The organism is Paraburkholderia sp. (assembly GCF_035656215.1).
In the GTDB taxonomy this organism is placed as follows: Bacteria; Pseudomonadota; Gammaproteobacteria; order Burkholderiales; family Burkholderiaceae; genus Paraburkholderia.
In genome coordinates this window covers 1-16,092 of sequence record NZ_DASRSY010000434.1, presented here as the reverse complement: position 1 = coordinate 16,092, position 16,092 = coordinate 1, and the positions used below count along the sequence as shown (strand labels likewise).

The following is a 16,092-nucleotide window of genomic DNA, read 5'->3' as shown; positions in this document are numbered from 1 at the left end:
CGCGCCGCTGCTCACCCTGGGGCACACGCAACCGTTCGAGCCGGAGTCCTCGCGCGCGATTGCGATTGCTGTTGTGCTCGGCGTATTCGCGATCTACTGGATCTTCCGTCTGTGGCACCGGATGCGTACCGACGAGCAGTTCCTCTCACGGCTACTTGAATTTGGCGGTAAGCAGGAAGAATCGGCCGTCGCCGAGCAACTGCGAGAGGTGAACCAGATCGTCAACAGCGCGCTGGAGCGTTTGAAGTCCATGCGCACCGGCGCGCGCGGACTCGGCCGCCTGTTCCAAGGCAAGCGCTATCTGTATGAACTGCCGTGGTATGTCACGCTCGGGTCAAAAGACGCGGGCAAAACCACGGCGATGCTGAATGCCGGACTCGCCTTTCCCGTCGCAGAACAGATGCAGCAGGCTGTCGGCAAACTGGGCGGAAATAGCGGTACCAGGCATGTCGACTGGTGGCTGACCAACCACGCCGTGCTGATAGACACAGCGGGTCGCTACACACGCCATGGCGTGACTCGCATGAGCGATCAATCGGCAGCGCCAGTTGAACTACCCGCCGGCGTGGACAACAGCAAGGCCGTTACCGCAGGCGACGCAGACGGTGGTGTCAAAACCGGTACCGACACCCAGCCAAAGAAGGGGGCCAATAAAACTGCGCCCATCGATCCGGCCGATGTCGCTCGCGAGGCCAACCTCGCCGAATGGCTCGGTTTCCTTGCACTGTTGCGCAAGCACCGTCCCCGCGCGCCCATCAACGGCGCAATACTGACGGTCGATCTCGCCGAACTGACCAGCGAAGACGTGCATGCCCGTCTCGCTGAAGCAGCAGCGCTGCGTACGAGGCTCGCGGAACTGCGCACCGAACTGGGCATTCGCTTCCCCGTTTATCTCGTGATCACCAAGATGGACCGCCTGAGCGGTTTCAGCGAGTACTTCGGCTCACTGACGGCCGAAGGCCGCTCACAGACGTGGGGTTTCACCCTTCCGTACGGCAAAGAAGCCATCGCAAAGGAAGGACTGCGTGCACGTTGCATGTCCGAGCTGGGCTTGCTCGCAATGCGCCTTGCCGATGGCGTAAACACGCGTCTGCAAGACGAATACGACACGCATAAACGCCGAAGGCTCGCGGCGCTGAACGAGGAATTCGCGGCGCTTGTCCGTCCCCTGGGAGAGCTGATCGATAGTGTGTTTCTCGATTCCCGCTACGACTCGACCCAGCTTCACGCGACGCTGCGCGGCGTTTATTTCACGAGCGCGGCGCAAGCGGACAGCGCAGTCATTGCCGAACGAGAAACGATCGTGCAGCATCTCTGGCGCGCGCTTGCGCGCCGGCCTGAGTCACAGAAACCAGTCACGTCCGGTCACCAGAGTTACTTTCTACAAGACCTGCTGACGAAAGTCGTATTCCGTGAAGCGCATCTGGTGCGGCCAAACCTGCGCTGGGAATTCCGTTTTCGGCTTCTGCGTCTGGTCAGTCACGCATTGGCACTACTGATGTTTGCATGGCTTGCCAGCGGCGTGTGGGTCAGCCTCGGACACAACCGTGCTTACCTTGACGCCATCTCACGTAAGACTCAGGCACTCTCAGCGAAGGTCACAGCGCTCTACAGAACCCCGAAACCTGAGGCCGTGCCCGATACGCTCACCGATGCCCGCTATCTCGCGACGTATCCAGGCCTTGATCTGTCAGCGCCGGACAGCGCATATCGCTACGGCCTTTTTACAGGCACGGAAGTGGTGGCCGAAAGTCGTCATACCTATGACGCGCTTGAAGATAATCTGCTGCTGCCGCAGATCGTGCGTCGCATGGAAACGGTTCTGTCGGAAGCAATTGCCGGCAAGGATGCCAGCACGGCCTATCAAACCTTGCGCGCGTATCTGATGCTGCAGGACAAGGCAAAGTACAACGCCGATGACGTCAAGGCATGGGTACTGTCAGACTGGGCCCGAACGGACAGCGCATCGGTGTTCGGTGGACGCGCTTCGATGATCGAACACGTCGCACAACTCTTCTCCGGGGATCGCGTCGTGCAGTCGCCGTTCGTCAGGAACGACACGTTGATCCAACAGGCCCGCACGTTTCTCGACACGAATAACGCGACCCAACGTCTCTATGAACGAGCGAAAGCGGCCATGCAGAGAGAGGCCCCCGAGGAGTTCACGCTGCTGCGTGCGGTCGGCCCGCAGGCGGGCACGGTCTTTACGCGGGCCAATGGCGAGCCGCTTGCGCGTGGCATTCCGGGTCTCTTTACCTATGATGGGTATCGAAACCTGTTCGACAAGCGTCTGCCGGAGTTCGTCCAGTTGGCACGCGACGACGATGCATGGGTGATGGGCCACAGCTTGCTCGGCGAGGCTCAAAAAAAAACGTCTGAAATTGTGAGTGGTGCCGGCGTGGGTGACGATCCGCTTACCGAAGAAATCCGCCGGCAATATCTAACGGAATACGCGCAACGCTGGGACACGTTCCTGTCGAATATCCGAACCGTGACAGGGACGAGTCTCGCGTTCAACCTCCAGGTATTGCGCAACTTCGCAGCGCCTGATTCACCGCTGTCAAGGCTTGCACGTGCAGCGGTCAGGGAGACGACGCTAACCCGCTCGGACGCTAGCGATGAGAAGTCGTTCCTGCAGAAGACCGCGGGGCAATTGGGACAGAAGACCGATCAGGCGCTGGGCATCCGCGCCGAGGAGCGTCTTGAGCGTGAAATGGTTGACGATCACTTTGCGGCGTTGCGCGAGGTGGTGACAGGTAGCAGCGAAGTGCAAACTTCGGCGCAGACAGGTGCTCAACCCACCACGCAGAGCGGGCCACCACAACTCGATGGCCTCACGAGCCAGCTGAACAATTACTACACGATATTGACGGTTGCCGACAATGCACTGACGAACAACAGCATGCCTCCCGCCAGCGACGCCGCGGTGAAACTCAAGTTAACAGCGGACACGCTGCCCGCGCCGTTTCGTGAAGTCATACGGGATCTGGCGATCCAGGGTTCGCGGGAGGTCAATCAGGGCATTGGTCAACTGCTGTCACGTCAGATGGTCGCGACCATTGGTGATGCATGCCGGGTGACGGTCGACGGCAATTATCCGTTTGCGTCCGAAAGCAAACAGGACGTGAACACCGATGATTTCACGCGTGTATTCGCGCAGGGCGGCGTAATCGACGACTTCTTTGTGAAGACGCTGGCGCCATTCGTGGATACGTCGGCGAAGCCGTGGCGCTATAAAACGCTTCCCGGCGCAACCGAGCCGGTGCAAGGGCCGAGTCTGACGCCATTCGAACGAGCGAAAGCCATCCGGGACGTGTTCTTCGCCGACCCGGGGCAGAAGAGGCTCGCGTGGAAGGCTGACATCACCATCCCTGAACTCGATCCGACGATCACCGGACTCGTGCTCGATATCGACGGTCAGAGCGAGCAATACCAGCACGGCCCCGTCCGGCCGTTTTCCATCACGTGGCCTGGGCCACGCGGCGGTGCGCACGCGGAAATCTCAGCGAACCCGCGTGTTCGTCCGGATACCTCAGCGATCGCGACCGATGGCCCCTGGGCGCTGCTGCGTCTGCTAGGTAAAGGGACACTGATCAACACGGCGACTCGGGGCCGCACGCGCGTTGAGTTCGATTTCGACGGACGCAAGGCCGTGCTCGATATTGCGAGTGCAGGTAGTGTCGCCAACCCATTGACGGGCGATGTGTTGAGGGGCTTTCAATGCCCCAGCTCCATGGCGATGTTCAGTTTGCCGGATAACGGGCCGCCGGTGGGATTGCCGCCAGGGTTGCCGGTCACGCGGGCCGCGGACTGACCTGGAAAATGACCAGACTGAACGCCCTGGTTCTGACCAATCATGTTCCCGGCTGGAATTTCGAGGCTGTCGAGGGGCAGTTCATCGGTCTCATGATTGCCCCTCAAATGTCCTAAAACCAATCCTGCCGCGTCGTCTGCATAATCGAATCTCGCGTAACTCAGGCAAGCGCCGCCGTACCGCGCATCGTCAGATAACCTTCATGGTCCTTCGCCCACAGGTCGACGGTCTTCCCGTCGGCCGAAGGTTTGCCGCATACCGTGAAAGGCTGCCCAGCAAAAGTGGGCCGCACCGCCTTGAACGCAAAGCTTTGCAGCGTCGCATCCGGTTGTTCACGACGCACCAGATCGACCAGAAGGGTCGCAATCAACGGGCCGTGCACGATCAGACCAGGATAGCCTTCCACCTCGGTCACGTACGGATAGTCGTAATGGATGCGGTGACTATTGAAGGTCAACGCGGAATAACGGAACAACATCACAGCATCCGCATCGACGGTGCGGCGCCACGTTTCGCCCTCAGGCGCAAGCGCTGCTTGCGGCGGGCGGGCGCCCTCTTGCGGCGCGTCGCGGTAGACAATGTCGTGCTCTTCTTCGAGCTTCAGTTCACCGCCGGCTTCGATCGTGTGCTGCACGGTCACGAACACGAGGCGGCCCGAGCGGCCGGTCTTGTCTTCGATATTGGCGATGGTCGACGTGCGTTTCGCATGCTCGCCGACTTTGAGCGGCGCATGGAACGTCAGGCGGCCGCCGGCCCACATGCGGCGCGGTAGCGGCACCGGTGGCAGAAAGTCGCCGCGCTTCGGATGACCGTCCGGACCGGCGTCGCACAGCGGCGAGATCGGCAGAAAGTACAGCCAGTGCCAGAGCGGTGGCACCGTATCGCCACTTTCTTCCTGGTTCAGGGTGGCGGCCATTGCCGTCAGCGGAAAAGCAGTGATGTGATCTTCGGTCACCACCTCTTTGTCGAGCCAGTCGTCGAGTTTCTCTGGGGCGTCAGACATGGGCAAAATCTCCGAATGCGCTTATGGGGCTAAATAGGGTCCTACTATGAACCTCGCAGCGAGTTTCGCGAAGTTCGCATGTTCGAATCAAGCCTTTTCTCTTGCTTCAGACGCCCCGGACGCCCGCGCGGCGGGTGCGAGTGGCGCGGCCATAACGATACGGGAATTGAAGAGCAAGAGTCGGAGTGCGTAGCCTTCGGCGCGTGCTTACACTCAGTCATCGTTCGATGAATCGCCTTACGGAGAATGCTCATGAATACGGTCGCGAAGGATATGCACTCGCACTCGACAGAGTTGGAACTGGAACTGGGATTCGCGCCCAAACTGAAACACGCTGAGGTATCGGAGGCAGACTCCGGCTCCGTCGCCGATTCGCTTACGCGACGTGTCGACGCAATCGACTGGTTCGATGTCGAACAAGAGATGAATGGCTACGGCTGCGCGATGCTGCCCAATCTGCTCAGTGCGCAGGAATGCGACGCGCTGACCGCGCTCTATTCGCGCGAAGACCTGTATCGCAGCCGCGTCGTGATGGCCCGCCATGGTTTTGGCCGTGGTGAATACAAGTACTTTGCGTATCCGCTGCCGCCACTGGTTGCGGATTTGCGCACAGCGCTTTATCCGCGCCTCGCGCCCGTCGCGAATCGCTGGAATGAAGCGATGAATATCGATGTGCGTTATCCGGCCGCGCATGGCGAATTTATCGCGCGCTGCCACGCTGCCGGTCAGATGCGTCCGACGCCCTTGCTTCTTCAATACGCCAAAGACGACTACAACTGCCTGCATCAGGACCTATACGGCGAGCACGTATTCCCGCTTCAGGTCGCGATTCTGCTGTCCGAGCCGGGCGAGGATTTCACAGGCGGCGAGTTCGTCATGACGGAGCAGCGTCCGCGCATGCAGTCGCGCACGGAAGTCGTGCCGCTCGGCAAGGGCGACGCGGTGGTGTTTGCGGTTCATCACCGGCCGGTGCAAGGTACGCGCGGCGTGTATCGCGTGAATCTGCGACACGGCGTGAGCCGCCTGCGGTCGGGCCACCGACACACGCTCGGCGTAATTTTCCACGACGCGACTTGATTGAGCGCCGCGGCTGCGCCGCCGCAAAAATTCGACAACGGTAATTTTGAACCGGTATCATCCGGGAAAACCCGAACCCACCGGACGCGCTGCGCTACCCTTTGCAGCGCGCCTGGCATGGCTGTTCGAGTGTTATCGCCCGTCGTCGGACGGGGCTTTCAACCGGCGATCCCGGCATGGCAGCCTCATTCGACGATACGAAGCGGGCGGGCTCGCATGCCCGCCTTGTCGCAATCGGCCAAAAGCCGGTGGCGGCCATTTAGCCTGGATATCATCGATCATGATTGCTGCCGCGTTTTCGCGCGTCGCCGACCGCCTGCTGGTTACGGATCCGGGACTCGTGCGTCTCCATACCGCGCTGCGCGTTGCGCTTGCCTGCCTGCTAACCGGCATTGCCAGCATCGCGTGGACCGTCTTTCATCACCAACCGATTACCCTCGCCGCACCCGGCATCCTCTTTGCGATGGTGGCGCCTTTGTTCGTGCGCGATGCACGGCGGCCAGCGTGGTTCGGCACACTCTTCTGTCTTTATCTCTGCGCCTGCGCGTGCTTCGCTGCCGCAGGCGTACTGAGCCGTTATCCCCTCGCCGGCGATGCCGGTTTTCTGATCGTGATGTTCGTCGGCATGCTGGTCCAGGCGTGCGGTCCGCGCGCGCTGGGTTGCGCGATGCTGGGCGTGGTGTGTTTCTACCTTGGGCTGTACCTGCATCCTTCGCCCTTCCATCTTGTGCAATCGCTGTTGCTGTCCGTGTTCGGCCCGCTGATGGTCGCGCTGGTCGGCCGCGTGATCGTGCCGATGCGGGCGGCTGCCAGTTTCCGGCTCGCCATTCACACGGTGACATTGCGCGCATCGCGTGTACTTGCCGCACCGGGGGCGGTGCATCTTTCAGCGTTGAACGAAGCCGCGCTCTCACTTGAAGAACAACTGGCGTTGCTGAATCCGCCCGACGCCGAGACGATTCGCGAGCGAATTGTCGAAGTGGAAGTCGCGGCCGGCCAGCATGCGTTTGCTTACTCGCCAGCACACAGCGGCACGCAAGCAAGTGCCGACGTGCTGCGTCACGCGATTGCCCGGCTCAAGGAGATTGCGCATCGGAGCCATGGACGGCGCGCTTCGCCTTTGCTAGCTGACGGTGCTGACGCCCTATCCGTGGCACAGCGGTTTGCCGATTTGCGTGCAAAGCTCTGCTGGCTGCCCGCCACGCGCGCCACGACCGCAGCTTTTCTCGCGATGCTGATCGGCCACTCCCTGTCTCCTGAGCGCTGGTTCTGGGCGGTCATCACAACGTTCGTGGTTTTTCTCGGTACACGGTCACGTGCAGACACGGTTTATCGTGGCGCGCAACGCCTCGCCGGGACGCTGGCGGGCGCGTTAGTCAGCGTGTTGCTGGTTGCGCCGTTGCACGACTCGCCCATGCTGCTCGTGGCTGCGATGGTGCTGTGCGTGTTCGGTTGGGCTTACTACATCCTGAGTGCGTATGCGCCGGGGGTGTTTTTCATTACCGTGCTCGTCGGGCTCGTGTATGGCGAGCTGGGTTTCGCGATGGGGCCGCTGGTCGAATTGCGGATCGAAGAAGTGCTGGTCGGTTGCCTCGTGTCGTTTGCCGTGGCGATGTTGATGATGCCGCTCGCGGCGACGCGGCATGTCGAGACGAGGCTTGGTGTTGTGCTTGGCGCGCTGCGCGAGGTCGTGCGGCTAGCCGGTTCCGCTGCTCAAACGCCCGAGACGGTGCCGGCCATGCGCAAGCTCGATCGCACCTGGCATGATCTGCGGATCGCGCTGAAACCATTGCAGACTCAGCGCGTGCTGGTGTGGAATCCCGGCGTCGAACTTGCCACCGGATCGCTACTGTGTTGTTTGCACTGGGCACGAGTGTTGAGTGATCTTTCGCGGCAAGGTGCGTCGTCGGAAGGTGTGGCGCTCAATGCGGTGGATGTCGGCGCGGTGCACGTGGAATCGATTGTGGCAAGGCTGGATTCGTTGATCGCGCGATATAGCGGTAGCGCGGCGGATTCTGCACGTGGCGAGTTGGATGAACGTGTGTCGGTGACTGCTGCCGTTGATGTCGATCCGGCGAAGATAACGGCGCTGGCTCAGCTAGATGGCGCCGTTGCGCAGTTGTTCGATCGATTGACGCAGCCGGCTGCCGAAACGCGGAGCGTCTTCAATTGGGCGCTCCGAGGGAGGAGCGCTTAGGCGGCGATGGATTTTGATTTCGGTTGCCTACGGCGTTGGGGGATTGTCGCGCCTGTGAACTTGTCCACAGAAAATGTCCATAAGCCTGTGGATAACATTCATGCAAACGCGCCAAGTGCTTGATGTATTTATATTCTTGCGCGCTGCACGTCGGCGCAACCGTCACGGCGGTTGCGCCCGTGTCATGCCATCAAAGGTAAGCCGACTTCGTCGCGCTACGGGTCGCGGGAGCCAGCAGTTTGCTCCGCTCAACCAGGGCGCCGAACAGCAGCCCAATGGTCGTCCACATAATCACCTGCATTCCGATTGCCGCGACGCGGAACTTCCACAACAGCACCGCCGGGAAAGCTGCCGGTATTTCGTTGATCGTCGGCATCGACAGTTGCACGGCGGCAATGATCACGACAAACACCACGCCAGCGACGATCGAGCCATTCCATGCGCCCAGCTTCAGCGCCGCGCGGCGCCGCACCTTCAGCGAGAACACCAGCGCGACGAGCGAAATCGCGATCATCAGGAAGAACAAACCGGTGCGCGTCCCGATCGTCTCGGGGTCGCCCACCGAGGGTGGATTCGCCGGATATTTGATGTTCGGGACAATCACCAACGCGATAAACGCGTCAAGCGCCAGCCATGCGGACAACGCGCGCGCACTCAGTGCGCCGACGCGGCCGTACGCATACGCGAACACCAGCGAGAACAGCCCACCGAACGCCGCGCCATACGTCACCACGCCGGTCAGCAGTCCGAGGCCCGCTTGCGTATCGCGGCTCACCAGTTCGGGTTCGGGTGCTTCGCCTTTGGCGACGTCGGCCTTTTCCTCGAAAGAAATCGCCTGATCGACCTGCGGTTCGCCCACCAGTCTCGCGAAGCCGAACGTGAGCAATCCCGCGGCGATGCCCGCAAGCATCCCGCGTACCAACAATTTACCAACCATGTTCGACTCCGTTAGTGGCAGGGAAAGCCGAGCAGATGGCGGCCGTCGTGCACGAATTCATGCACATACATGCCAGGCACCAGCGAGGTGGCACCTTGTTCCGTACCAACGAAATACAGCGCAAGCAACAGCAGCAAGCCGCCGAACACGACCCAAGGCAGCAGCTCACGCAGCGGGATTGGTGTGGGTTGGGCGACAGGCTGAGCCGCGGGATCGAAAACAGCGTTGGTCATAATGGACATCTCCTGGGGGTAACGCGCCCCGATAGTCGATCGAAAAGGATGGTGCGAAGCTCAGGTCTGGCTTTCGGCTCGTGAATACCGATTACAGTGGCGCGACCGCGCCGGGCTCTCACCGGCTTCCGTGCTTCGCAGTGCCGCTATTCTACGCGCTAAACTTTGAGCGCCGGCAAGGCAAAGCATGCCTCGCATGCGTCCCGCCTTGAGCTAGCCCTTATGGGAATCAACTGAATGGACATACGGCTGTTACTGATCAGCCACGCATCGACCGCAGCGATGCGCGCGGCCCGCTTCCCCGCCGACGATCCGCTCGATGCGCGCGGCCTCGCCGAAGCAGGCACCGCGCGGGCACGCCTGTCGATTCCGGACGACGCGGCAGTGTTCGTCAGCCCCGCCGTCTGCGCGCGCGATACGGCGTCGGCTTTGGGTCTGAGCGCTGCGGTCCATAGAGGACTGGCAGACGTGGACTACGGCCAATGGCACGGCCGCCGCCTCGCTGATCTCGCCGTTGAAGCACCGCAAGAGCTCGCCGCATGGACACACGATCCCGACGCTGCCGCGCACGGCGGCGAGTCATTCACTCAACTCGTGAAGCGGATAGGAAAGTGGCTCGATGCGCTGAGCAACGGAGTGACCCGCGCGACAGACAGCGCATCAAGCGATGAAATAAACGAGGCAAAAAACCATACGTTAAGCGCAAAAACGGGCAACGTGCCGCGCCATACGCAAAATGTGATCGCCATCACGCACGCGCCAGTGATCCGGGCCGCCATCGTTTATGCGCTCGGGACATCGCCCGCCGTGTTTTCGCGCATCGAGATCGCGCCGCTCTCGATGGTCGAGTTGCGACGCTCCCGACGCGGCTGGACATGGTGGCCGGCGTCACAGTAACGACGGCTGCAATGTCCACCGTGCGTGGACAGCCGATTCAAAACTCATGTGTCCACTCACTTGCCCGATACAACCAACCTCAACTTGCTCGAACCGGCCCGCGTCAACGTAATATCGGTCCGTTTGGCGCGCGTGCCTAAATAAAAGTGCTGACGTCCAGGCGAATTCTGGTCATGCGTCGCGTCCGGCAGACACGAAGCGATGTCCGCCGCGACGGCCTGCAGCGCGTCCGCGCTCGAACCGGCGTCATGGTGCGGCGTCCACGTGCATTGGTAGCTGCCACGGCTCGCCGAACATTGCGCATCATCGCCGTAGGGTTGCGCAACGCCCTTGCCATCGTCCGGCGTCAGTGAGGACAAACCGTCCGGCGCCGCCGCGACGATCCGTTTGAGCGACGCGCACGGGCTAGGCGCATCGTCGGCATTCGCGCTGCTCGGCAGCAACGCATTCAGCGATACAGCGGCGATCGCGGCGGCGAGGAGTCGGGTCTTGTTCATGTCGACGCAGTCCTTCGAAAGGTGGCTCACAGATGACATTAGCGCAGCAGCACGCTTCGTGCCCGACGCCGTCGATCACAAACGTACGATGCTTCGCCGTCCCTTCCGGATGCCTCGACGCCATATAGCGCGCGTAAGCCAGTCCGCGTTCCAGTCGATGCTCGCCTTGGGTCTGCGCAGCACATGAACGATCGAGTGCAGGATGCTCCGGATCGCAATCCGCGCCGCCGAGCAGCACGGTGACTTCGCGACGCGCATAGCGCGATTCGAGCGCGTCAGCGGAACCCGTGCTCCCTCTACTCGACGCATAAGCCGGCAAATCCTCGAGCCCATACTTCCAGCGATTAAACAACGGGCACGCCGTCGCATCGAAAGCCTCGAACTTGCCGGACGCGGTCGGCCGCATTGCATTGCGCAAGCGTCCGTGAATCAGGATCACCGCGCGCTTGACATCACACGTCGGCGCAAGCCAGTCGCCGTTCGCGAACACCGGCACGGTGCCACCGCCCGCAAGCGTCTCGACACTCAGAAGCCGGCTGGCGACGACGGCGACCGGACGTTCATTCGGCGCGCGTTCGTCGTCTGTAATCAAAGACTGGGTCATGCAATAAGCTCTGGTTAATCTAGTGAGTCAAACGAGTGGTGTCTAACGCGTGACGAACTGCGCCGTTGCGCCGCCCGGCCCGCGTCCCGAGCGCGTGAAATACACCATGACGAGCGACACGAAACCGGCAAAAATCAGATAGAAGACCGGCGTCAAACTGCTGCCGGTCAGATGCGTCAAGCCCGTGATGGTGAGCGGCGCCATGCCACCGAACAGCGTCATCGCAATGTTGTAAGACAGCGCCACGCCCGCCGAACGGCTACGCACCGGAAACAACGTCGCGAGCATGCCCGGATGTGAACCGGACATGGCGGCGAGGAACACCGTCGCGACCATCTGCGCGATGAACAGATGCCCCGGCTTCGGATTCGTCACGACGAAGTGATAAAGCGGATACACGCACACCATCCACTTCGATCACGATCGGGTAGAACAGCCGGATTGCTCGCGAGGTGCCGCGCATGGTGTCGGGGATCAATCTGGTCGCAGCCGGATTGGGCGTCACGCTCGTGCCGGCATCGATGCAACGTTACGACCAGGTGGGGACCGTGTACTGCACATTGACGGATCCCTCGAAGTTGAGCGCTCCGCTGCATCTTGCTTACCCTGCCGGACTGCGCAATAGCGCGGCGACCCGCTTTATCGAACTGGTGAAGGAGCGCGCTCGCGCTTGAATACTGCGGGCTTTTGCGGCAGCACCGCGAAGGTGCTCTTCACAAAAAATTCAAATTCAATAGTTTGCTAACGAATATTTTAGAAATACAATACCGGCCATGTCGAATCTCGATGCCTTGCGCCGCACCGTCAGCAGCACCCTGGTCGTCGCTGCCAGAAAATGGCGGCGCACGAGTCATGGCGTGCTCGCGGCCTTTAACGTCTCCGAAGCGTGCGCCACGCCGCTCCTCACCGCCAGCCGGCTCGGCGAAGCGGTGCGGCAGGTCACGCTGGCCGATCACATCGGGATTGAAGGGCCCTCGCTCGTGCGGCTGCTCGACCAACTGTGCGCGGCCGGCCTGATGCGCCGCGACGAAGATCCCGAAGACCGGCGCGCCAAGACCGTGGTACTCACTGACGAGGGCCGCACCGTTACCGCTAAAATGGAAGAAGAGCTCGTTACGTTGCGTGCGCAAGCGTTGAAAGGTATTTCACGCAGCGATCTCGAAGCGACCTTGCGAGTGCTGGCCGCTTTCACGGCCGAGGCAGCGCCGCATGACGCCGGGGATTCCGAGTAACGGTTTATGGTCTATCCCTCCATCCGCGACTGGCTGTTCTCCGTCAAGACGTTTGCCGCGGCGATGATCGCGCTCTACATCGGTCTCTCGCTCGAGTTGCCGCGGCCGTACTGGGCGATGGCCACCGTCTACATCGTGTCGAATCCATTTGTCGGCGCGACCCGCTCCAAGGCACTTTATCGCGCGCTCGGCACCGCACTCGGCGCGTCGGCAGCGGTGCTGCTGGTGCCGCCGTTCGTCGAATCGCCGTATCTGTTCAGCGTGATCGTCGCGTTGTGGACCGGCACGCTGCTGTATCTCGCGGTGGCCGACCGCACCGCGCGCAGCTACGTCTTCATGCTGGCGGCTTACACCATGCCGATTATTGCGTTGCCTTCGGTGACCAATCCGGGCGGCGTGTTCGATCTGGCGATCAGCCGCACCGAGGAGATCACGCTCGGCATCGTGTGCGCGAGCATCGTCGGCAGTTCGCTGTTTCCTAGCCGGCTAGCGCCCACCATCATCGAACGGACCGACGCGTGGTTTCGCGACGCCGCGTTCTATGCGACCGAAACGCTGTCCGGGCGCATTGCAGGCGCGGCGATCTCGGGGGCCCGCCAGCGGATCGCAGCTACGATCAACGGGCTGGAACTGCTGCTGAGCCAGCTTGCCTACGACCATACCCGGCTGGACATCCTGGCCCGCGCTCACGAATTGCGCGGACGCATGCAGTTGCTGCTGCCGATGATGTCGGCACTGGCCGATCCGCTCGTCGCCCTCTACAACAGCGGTCGGCAGACATGGCCCGAGGGTCTCGAAGCGTTGCTCAACGACGTCATCGAGTGGTTCAATGCGCCGCTTCCCCCGGCCAGCGAGGGCTATCATCCCGACCTCGTCGCCGCTGCGCTGCGCGCGCGCATCGCAGCCATGCAACCGCCGCCGACCGCGCTCGCGAAATGGGACAGCGCGCTGCTTTCGAACGCGCTGTGGCGCATGAAACAGGTGATCGACGTCTGGCAGGACTGCCGCTCGCTGCGCATCATCATCACGCGTGAAGAAGGCTCTTGGCGGCCACGTTTTCGCCATTGGCGGCTGGGTGGCACCGAGCGGTTCTTCGACCGCGGCATCATGCTGTTTTCGACGGTTTCCGCGGGCGCCGCGGTCATCATTGCGTGCAGTCTGTGGATCAGCTCAGGCTGGGCGGACGGCGCCAGTGCGGTGACGCTGGCGGCGGTCGCCTGCTGCTTCTTCGCCGCGCTCGACGAACCCGCGCCTATGGTGTTCAAGTTCTTCATCGCCACGGCAGTCAGCGTGGTGGCCGCCGGTATCTATCTGTTCGCCGTGCTGCCGCATGTGCATGATTTTCCGATGCTGGTCATCCTGTTCGCCGCGCCGTTCATCCTTGTCGGCACAATGATCCCGCGTCCGCAGTTCAACATGGTGACTGTGCTCGTGGCCGTGAATACCGCTACCTTCATCAGCATCCAGGACGCCTACTCGGCCAACTTCCTGATCTTCCTGAACAGCAATCTCGCGGGCCTCGCAGGCTTACTGTATGCGTATCTGTGGACCCGCGTAACGCGGCCGTTCGGCGCTGAACTCGCGGCCTCGCGGCTGCTGCGCTCAAGCTGGGCCGACGTGGCGCTGACCGCGTCCACACGGACAATCGAAGACCCGCGCAATCTCGCCGCGCGCATGCTCGATCGCCTGATGCAGTTGATCCCCCGTCTTGCCGCTACCGACGACCATCGCCATCCGTCGATCGAAAGCTTCCGCGATCTACGCATCGCCTTCAACGCGCTCGATCTGCGCCGCCTGACGCGCAAGCTCGGCGGCGAAGCGCCGGCCTCCATCGATCAGGTCCTCGAAGACGTGCGCCAATATTTCGAAACCTGCGTTGACCGGCGCGTCCGTCAACCGGTGCCCGAGAGCCTGATGTCATCCATCGACGCAGCCGTGGCGCGCGTCACGGCACAAGGGCTCGCCAATGCCGGCGCGCCAAGCGCCACTTCGCAAACTTCGGCACGCCGATTGCGCGAGGCGCTGCACGCGCTGGTCGGCTTGCGTCTTTCGCTGTTTCCGGCCACGCTAGTCACACCCACGCCGCCTGAACCGGAGGCCGCTGCCTGATGCGCTCTTCCCGCAATCCAATCCACCCCTTTGCCAGTCCCCGCGATGATCGGTGAAATCGATATCTTCGGCGTGTTCGTGCCGGCCGTGCTCGTGCTGATGTTGATCGCCTATCTGATCAACCTGGCCATTCGCACGGTGCTCGCACGCGTCGGCTTTTACCGCTTCGTCTGGCACCGTTCCATCTTCGATCTCGGCATCTATGTGCTGGTGCTGGGCCTTGTCGTCGTCGTTTCGCACAGACTAATAACGTGAAAAAAACCTGGTTCTCCGTCGGTCAAATTCTGCTGACCCTGATCGTCGTCGTGGTTGCAGCCTTCGTGCTGTGGAAACTGGTTGCTTATTACATGTTCGCGCCGTGGACCCGCGACGGACACGTGCGCGCCGACGTGATCCAGGTCGCGCCGGATATCTCGGGGCTAATTTCATCGGTCGAGGTGGTGGACAACCAGCAGGTCAAGCAGGGCCAGGTGCTGTTCGTGATCGATCAGGCCCGCTATGCGCTGGCATTGCGCCAGGCGCAAGCCACCGCGCTGCAGCGCCGCGCCACTCTCGATCAGGCGCGCCGCGAAGACGCGCGTAACCGCCAGCTCGGCAATCTCGTCGCGGCGGAAGTCGCCGAAGAAAGCCGCTCGCGTGTCGAAACGGCGGAAGCCGCGCTCGCCGATGCGAACGTCGCGATCGATACCGCCAAACTGAACTTGCAACGCACCACGATCGTGAGTCCGGTCGATGGTTATCTGAACGACCGCGCGCCGCGTACTGGCGAATTCGTGTCCGCGGGCCGCGCGGTGGTGGCGGTGGTGGATATGCATTCGTTCCGCGTCGACGGCTATTTTGAAGAAACCAAAATGCGTGGCATCGACATCGGCCAGGCGGTCGATATTCAGGTGATGGGCGAGCCGAACGTGCTGCGCGGGCACGTGCAAAGCATCGTCGCGGGGATTGAGGACCGCGACCGCACGCAAAGCTCGAATCTGCTGCCGAACGTGAACCCGGCGTTCAGTTGGGTGCGGCTCGCGCAACGGATTCCGGTGCGCGTTGCGCTCGACGAAGTCCCCGCCGACTTTCGCATGATCGCCGGACGCACGGCGACGGTCTCGGTGCGTGATCTGGCGCTGAACGGCAAGAAGCATCCGGCTGCGGGCGCTTCGGGTGTGGTGGATGCGTCAGCGGCTTCGGCTTCGGCTTCGGCTTCGGCTGCCTCGGCTGCTTCTGCTACGCAACCGGCATCTGCTGCAGTTATTTCAGGCGCCTCGCAATGAAGCTGTCGCGTGCCCTGCCCTTATTGCCGCTGTTACCGTTAGCCGTCACGCTCAACGGTTGCATGAACGTCGGCCCCAATTACTCGCTGCCGAAGCAGGCGCTGATCAACGCCCCGCTCGCCAATGCGCCGATAGAAGGCGCCGATGCCAAACTGACCTCGCGGCAAAACGTGCCTGCGGTCTGGTGGAAGCTCTATGACGATCCGGTGCTGAACAGCCTCGTCGAC

At 61.9% G+C, this 16,092-nt stretch carries 15 protein-coding genes and 1 pseudogene; 10 read left to right on the top strand and 6 right to left on the bottom strand.

Annotated features, from left to right (window positions below):
* On the top strand, positions 1 to 3,814 hold a 3,814-nt coding region (gene tssM, locus VFE81_RS25460; protein WP_325047230.1), incomplete at its 5' end, for a type VI secretion system membrane subunit TssM.
* 160 nt (positions 3,815 to 3,974) lie between these two features.
* On the opposite strand, the gene VFE81_RS25455 is transcribed toward tssM, so the two are convergent.
* Positions 3,975 to 4,817, bottom strand: coding sequence for an FAS1-like dehydratase domain-containing protein (locus VFE81_RS25455; RefSeq protein WP_325047229.1), 843 nt, complete (start codon positions 4,815 to 4,817; stop codon positions 3,975 to 3,977).
* Between the two features lie 252 nt (positions 4,818 to 5,069).
* Here VFE81_RS25455 and VFE81_RS25450 point away from each other — a divergent pair, with 252 nt between their 5' ends.
* Positions 5,070 to 5,894: a 2OG-Fe(II) oxygenase gene (locus VFE81_RS25450; protein ID WP_325047228.1), complete on the top strand. Its 825-nt coding sequence runs from the start codon at positions 5,070 to 5,072 to the stop codon at positions 5,892 to 5,894.
* A 280-nt stretch (positions 5,895 to 6,174) separates the two neighbouring features.
* Positions 6,175 to 8,091 (top strand): FUSC family protein, encoded by a 1,917-nt coding sequence (locus VFE81_RS25445; RefSeq protein ID WP_325047227.1) that lies wholly within the window; start codon positions 6,175 to 6,177, stop codon positions 8,089 to 8,091.
* 190 nt (positions 8,092 to 8,281) lie between these two features.
* Here VFE81_RS25445 and VFE81_RS25440 read toward each other — a convergent pair whose 3' ends face one another.
* Both VFE81_RS25440 and VFE81_RS25435 read right to left on the bottom strand, forming a co-directional pair.
* A complete protein-coding gene (locus tag VFE81_RS25440) occupies positions 8,282 to 9,028 on the bottom strand; it encodes a CbtA family protein (protein ID WP_325047226.1) in 747 nt (248 codons plus the stop codon).
* An 11-nt stretch (positions 9,029 to 9,039) separates the two neighbouring features.
* Positions 9,040 to 9,261 carry a CbtB domain-containing protein gene (locus tag VFE81_RS25435; RefSeq protein ID WP_325047225.1) on the bottom strand — a complete coding sequence of 74 codons (222 nt, stop codon included), beginning with the start codon at positions 9,259 to 9,261 and terminating at the stop codon, positions 9,040 to 9,042.
* 237 nt (positions 9,262 to 9,498) lie between these two features.
* Between VFE81_RS25435 and VFE81_RS25430 the strand changes: the two genes are divergently transcribed.
* Positions 9,499 to 10,158, top strand: coding sequence for a histidine phosphatase family protein (locus VFE81_RS25430; protein WP_325047224.1), 660 nt, complete (start codon positions 9,499 to 9,501; stop codon positions 10,156 to 10,158).
* A 56-nt stretch (positions 10,159 to 10,214) separates the two neighbouring features.
* Here VFE81_RS25430 and VFE81_RS25425 read toward each other — a convergent pair whose 3' ends face one another.
* From VFE81_RS25425 to VFE81_RS25415, 3 genes are read right to left on the bottom strand one after another with little or no spacing between them, the layout of a single operon-like run.
* The gene (locus VFE81_RS25425; protein WP_325047223.1) at positions 10,215 to 10,655 is read right to left on the bottom strand and encodes a hypothetical protein; all 441 of its coding nucleotides are present in this window, start codon (positions 10,653 to 10,655) and stop codon (positions 10,215 to 10,217) included.
* Positions 10,564 to 11,259, bottom strand: coding sequence for a hypothetical protein (locus tag VFE81_RS25420; RefSeq protein WP_325047222.1), 696 nt, complete (start codon positions 11,257 to 11,259; stop codon positions 10,564 to 10,566). Before VFE81_RS25420 ends, VFE81_RS25425 begins: the two co-directional genes overlap by 92 nt.
* Positions 11,260 to 11,301: 42 nt before the next feature.
* A complete protein-coding gene (locus VFE81_RS25415; RefSeq protein WP_325047221.1) occupies positions 11,302 to 11,658 on the bottom strand; it encodes a hypothetical protein in 357 nt (118 codons plus the stop codon).
* A 62-nt stretch (positions 11,659 to 11,720) separates the two neighbouring features.
* Between VFE81_RS25415 and VFE81_RS25410 the strand changes: the two genes are divergently transcribed.
* From VFE81_RS25410 to VFE81_RS25385, 6 genes and pseudogenes are all read left to right on the top strand, one after another.
* Positions 11,721 to 11,933, top strand: a complete 213-nt coding sequence (locus VFE81_RS25410) for a LysR substrate-binding domain-containing protein (RefSeq protein WP_325047220.1) — start codon at positions 11,721 to 11,723, stop codon at positions 11,931 to 11,933.
* A 99-nt stretch (positions 11,934 to 12,032) separates the two neighbouring features.
* On the top strand, positions 12,033 to 12,491 hold the full coding sequence (locus VFE81_RS25405) for a MarR family winged helix-turn-helix transcriptional regulator (RefSeq protein WP_414695658.1): 459 nt from the start codon (positions 12,033 to 12,035) through the stop codon (positions 12,489 to 12,491).
* A 6-nt stretch (positions 12,492 to 12,497) separates the two neighbouring features.
* Positions 12,498 to 14,600 (top strand): FUSC family protein, encoded by a 2,103-nt coding sequence (locus VFE81_RS25400; RefSeq protein WP_325047219.1) that lies wholly within the window; start codon positions 12,498 to 12,500, stop codon positions 14,598 to 14,600.
* Between the two features lie 45 nt (positions 14,601 to 14,645).
* A complete protein-coding gene (locus VFE81_RS25395) occupies positions 14,646 to 14,855 on the top strand; it encodes a DUF1656 domain-containing protein (RefSeq protein ID WP_007176114.1) in 210 nt (69 codons plus the stop codon).
* Positions 14,852 to 15,865 carry an efflux RND transporter periplasmic adaptor subunit gene (locus VFE81_RS25390; RefSeq protein ID WP_325047218.1) on the top strand — a complete coding sequence of 338 codons (1,014 nt, stop codon included), beginning with the start codon at positions 14,852 to 14,854 and terminating at the stop codon, positions 15,863 to 15,865. Before VFE81_RS25395 ends, VFE81_RS25390 begins: the two co-directional genes overlap by 4 nt.
* Positions 15,862 to 16,092 (top strand): annotated as a pseudogene (locus VFE81_RS25385) (TolC family protein); the annotation flags it as partial. The gene VFE81_RS25390 and the pseudogene VFE81_RS25385, both read left to right, overlap by 4 nt.

Excerpts from the sequence above, each read along its gene's own strand:
- VFE81_RS25455 (WP_325047229.1), bottom strand. The coding sequence starts at position 4,817 with ATGTCTGACGCCCCAGAGAAACTCGACGACTGGCTCGACAAAGAGGTG.
- VFE81_RS25450 (WP_325047228.1), top strand. The coding sequence starts at position 5,070 with ATGAATACGGTCGCGAAGGATATGCACTCGCACTCGACAGAGTTGGAA.
- VFE81_RS25445 (WP_325047227.1), top strand. The coding sequence starts at position 6,175 with ATGATTGCTGCCGCGTTTTCGCGCGTCGCCGACCGCCTGCTGGTTACG.
- VFE81_RS25440 (WP_325047226.1), bottom strand. The coding sequence starts at position 9,028 with ATGGTTGGTAAATTGTTGGTACGCGGGATGCTTGCGGGCATCGCCGCG.
- VFE81_RS25435 (WP_325047225.1), bottom strand. The coding sequence starts at position 9,261 with ATGACCAACGCTGTTTTCGATCCCGCGGCTCAGCCTGTCGCCCAACCC.
- VFE81_RS25430 (WP_325047224.1), top strand. The coding sequence starts at position 9,499 with ATGGACATACGGCTGTTACTGATCAGCCACGCATCGACCGCAGCGATG.
- VFE81_RS25425 (WP_325047223.1), bottom strand. The coding sequence starts at position 10,655 with ATGAACAAGACCCGACTCCTCGCCGCCGCGATCGCCGCTGTATCGCTG.
- VFE81_RS25420 (WP_325047222.1), bottom strand. The coding sequence starts at position 11,259 with ATGACCCAGTCTTTGATTACAGACGACGAACGCGCGCCGAATGAACGT.
- VFE81_RS25410 (WP_325047220.1), top strand. The coding sequence starts at position 11,721 with ATGGTGTCGGGGATCAATCTGGTCGCAGCCGGATTGGGCGTCACGCTC.
- VFE81_RS25405 (WP_414695658.1), top strand. The coding sequence starts at position 12,033 with ATGTCGAATCTCGATGCCTTGCGCCGCACCGTCAGCAGCACCCTGGTC.
- VFE81_RS25400 (WP_325047219.1), top strand. The coding sequence starts at position 12,498 with ATGGTCTATCCCTCCATCCGCGACTGGCTGTTCTCCGTCAAGACGTTT.
- VFE81_RS25395 (WP_007176114.1), top strand. The coding sequence starts at position 14,646 with ATGATCGGTGAAATCGATATCTTCGGCGTGTTCGTGCCGGCCGTGCTC.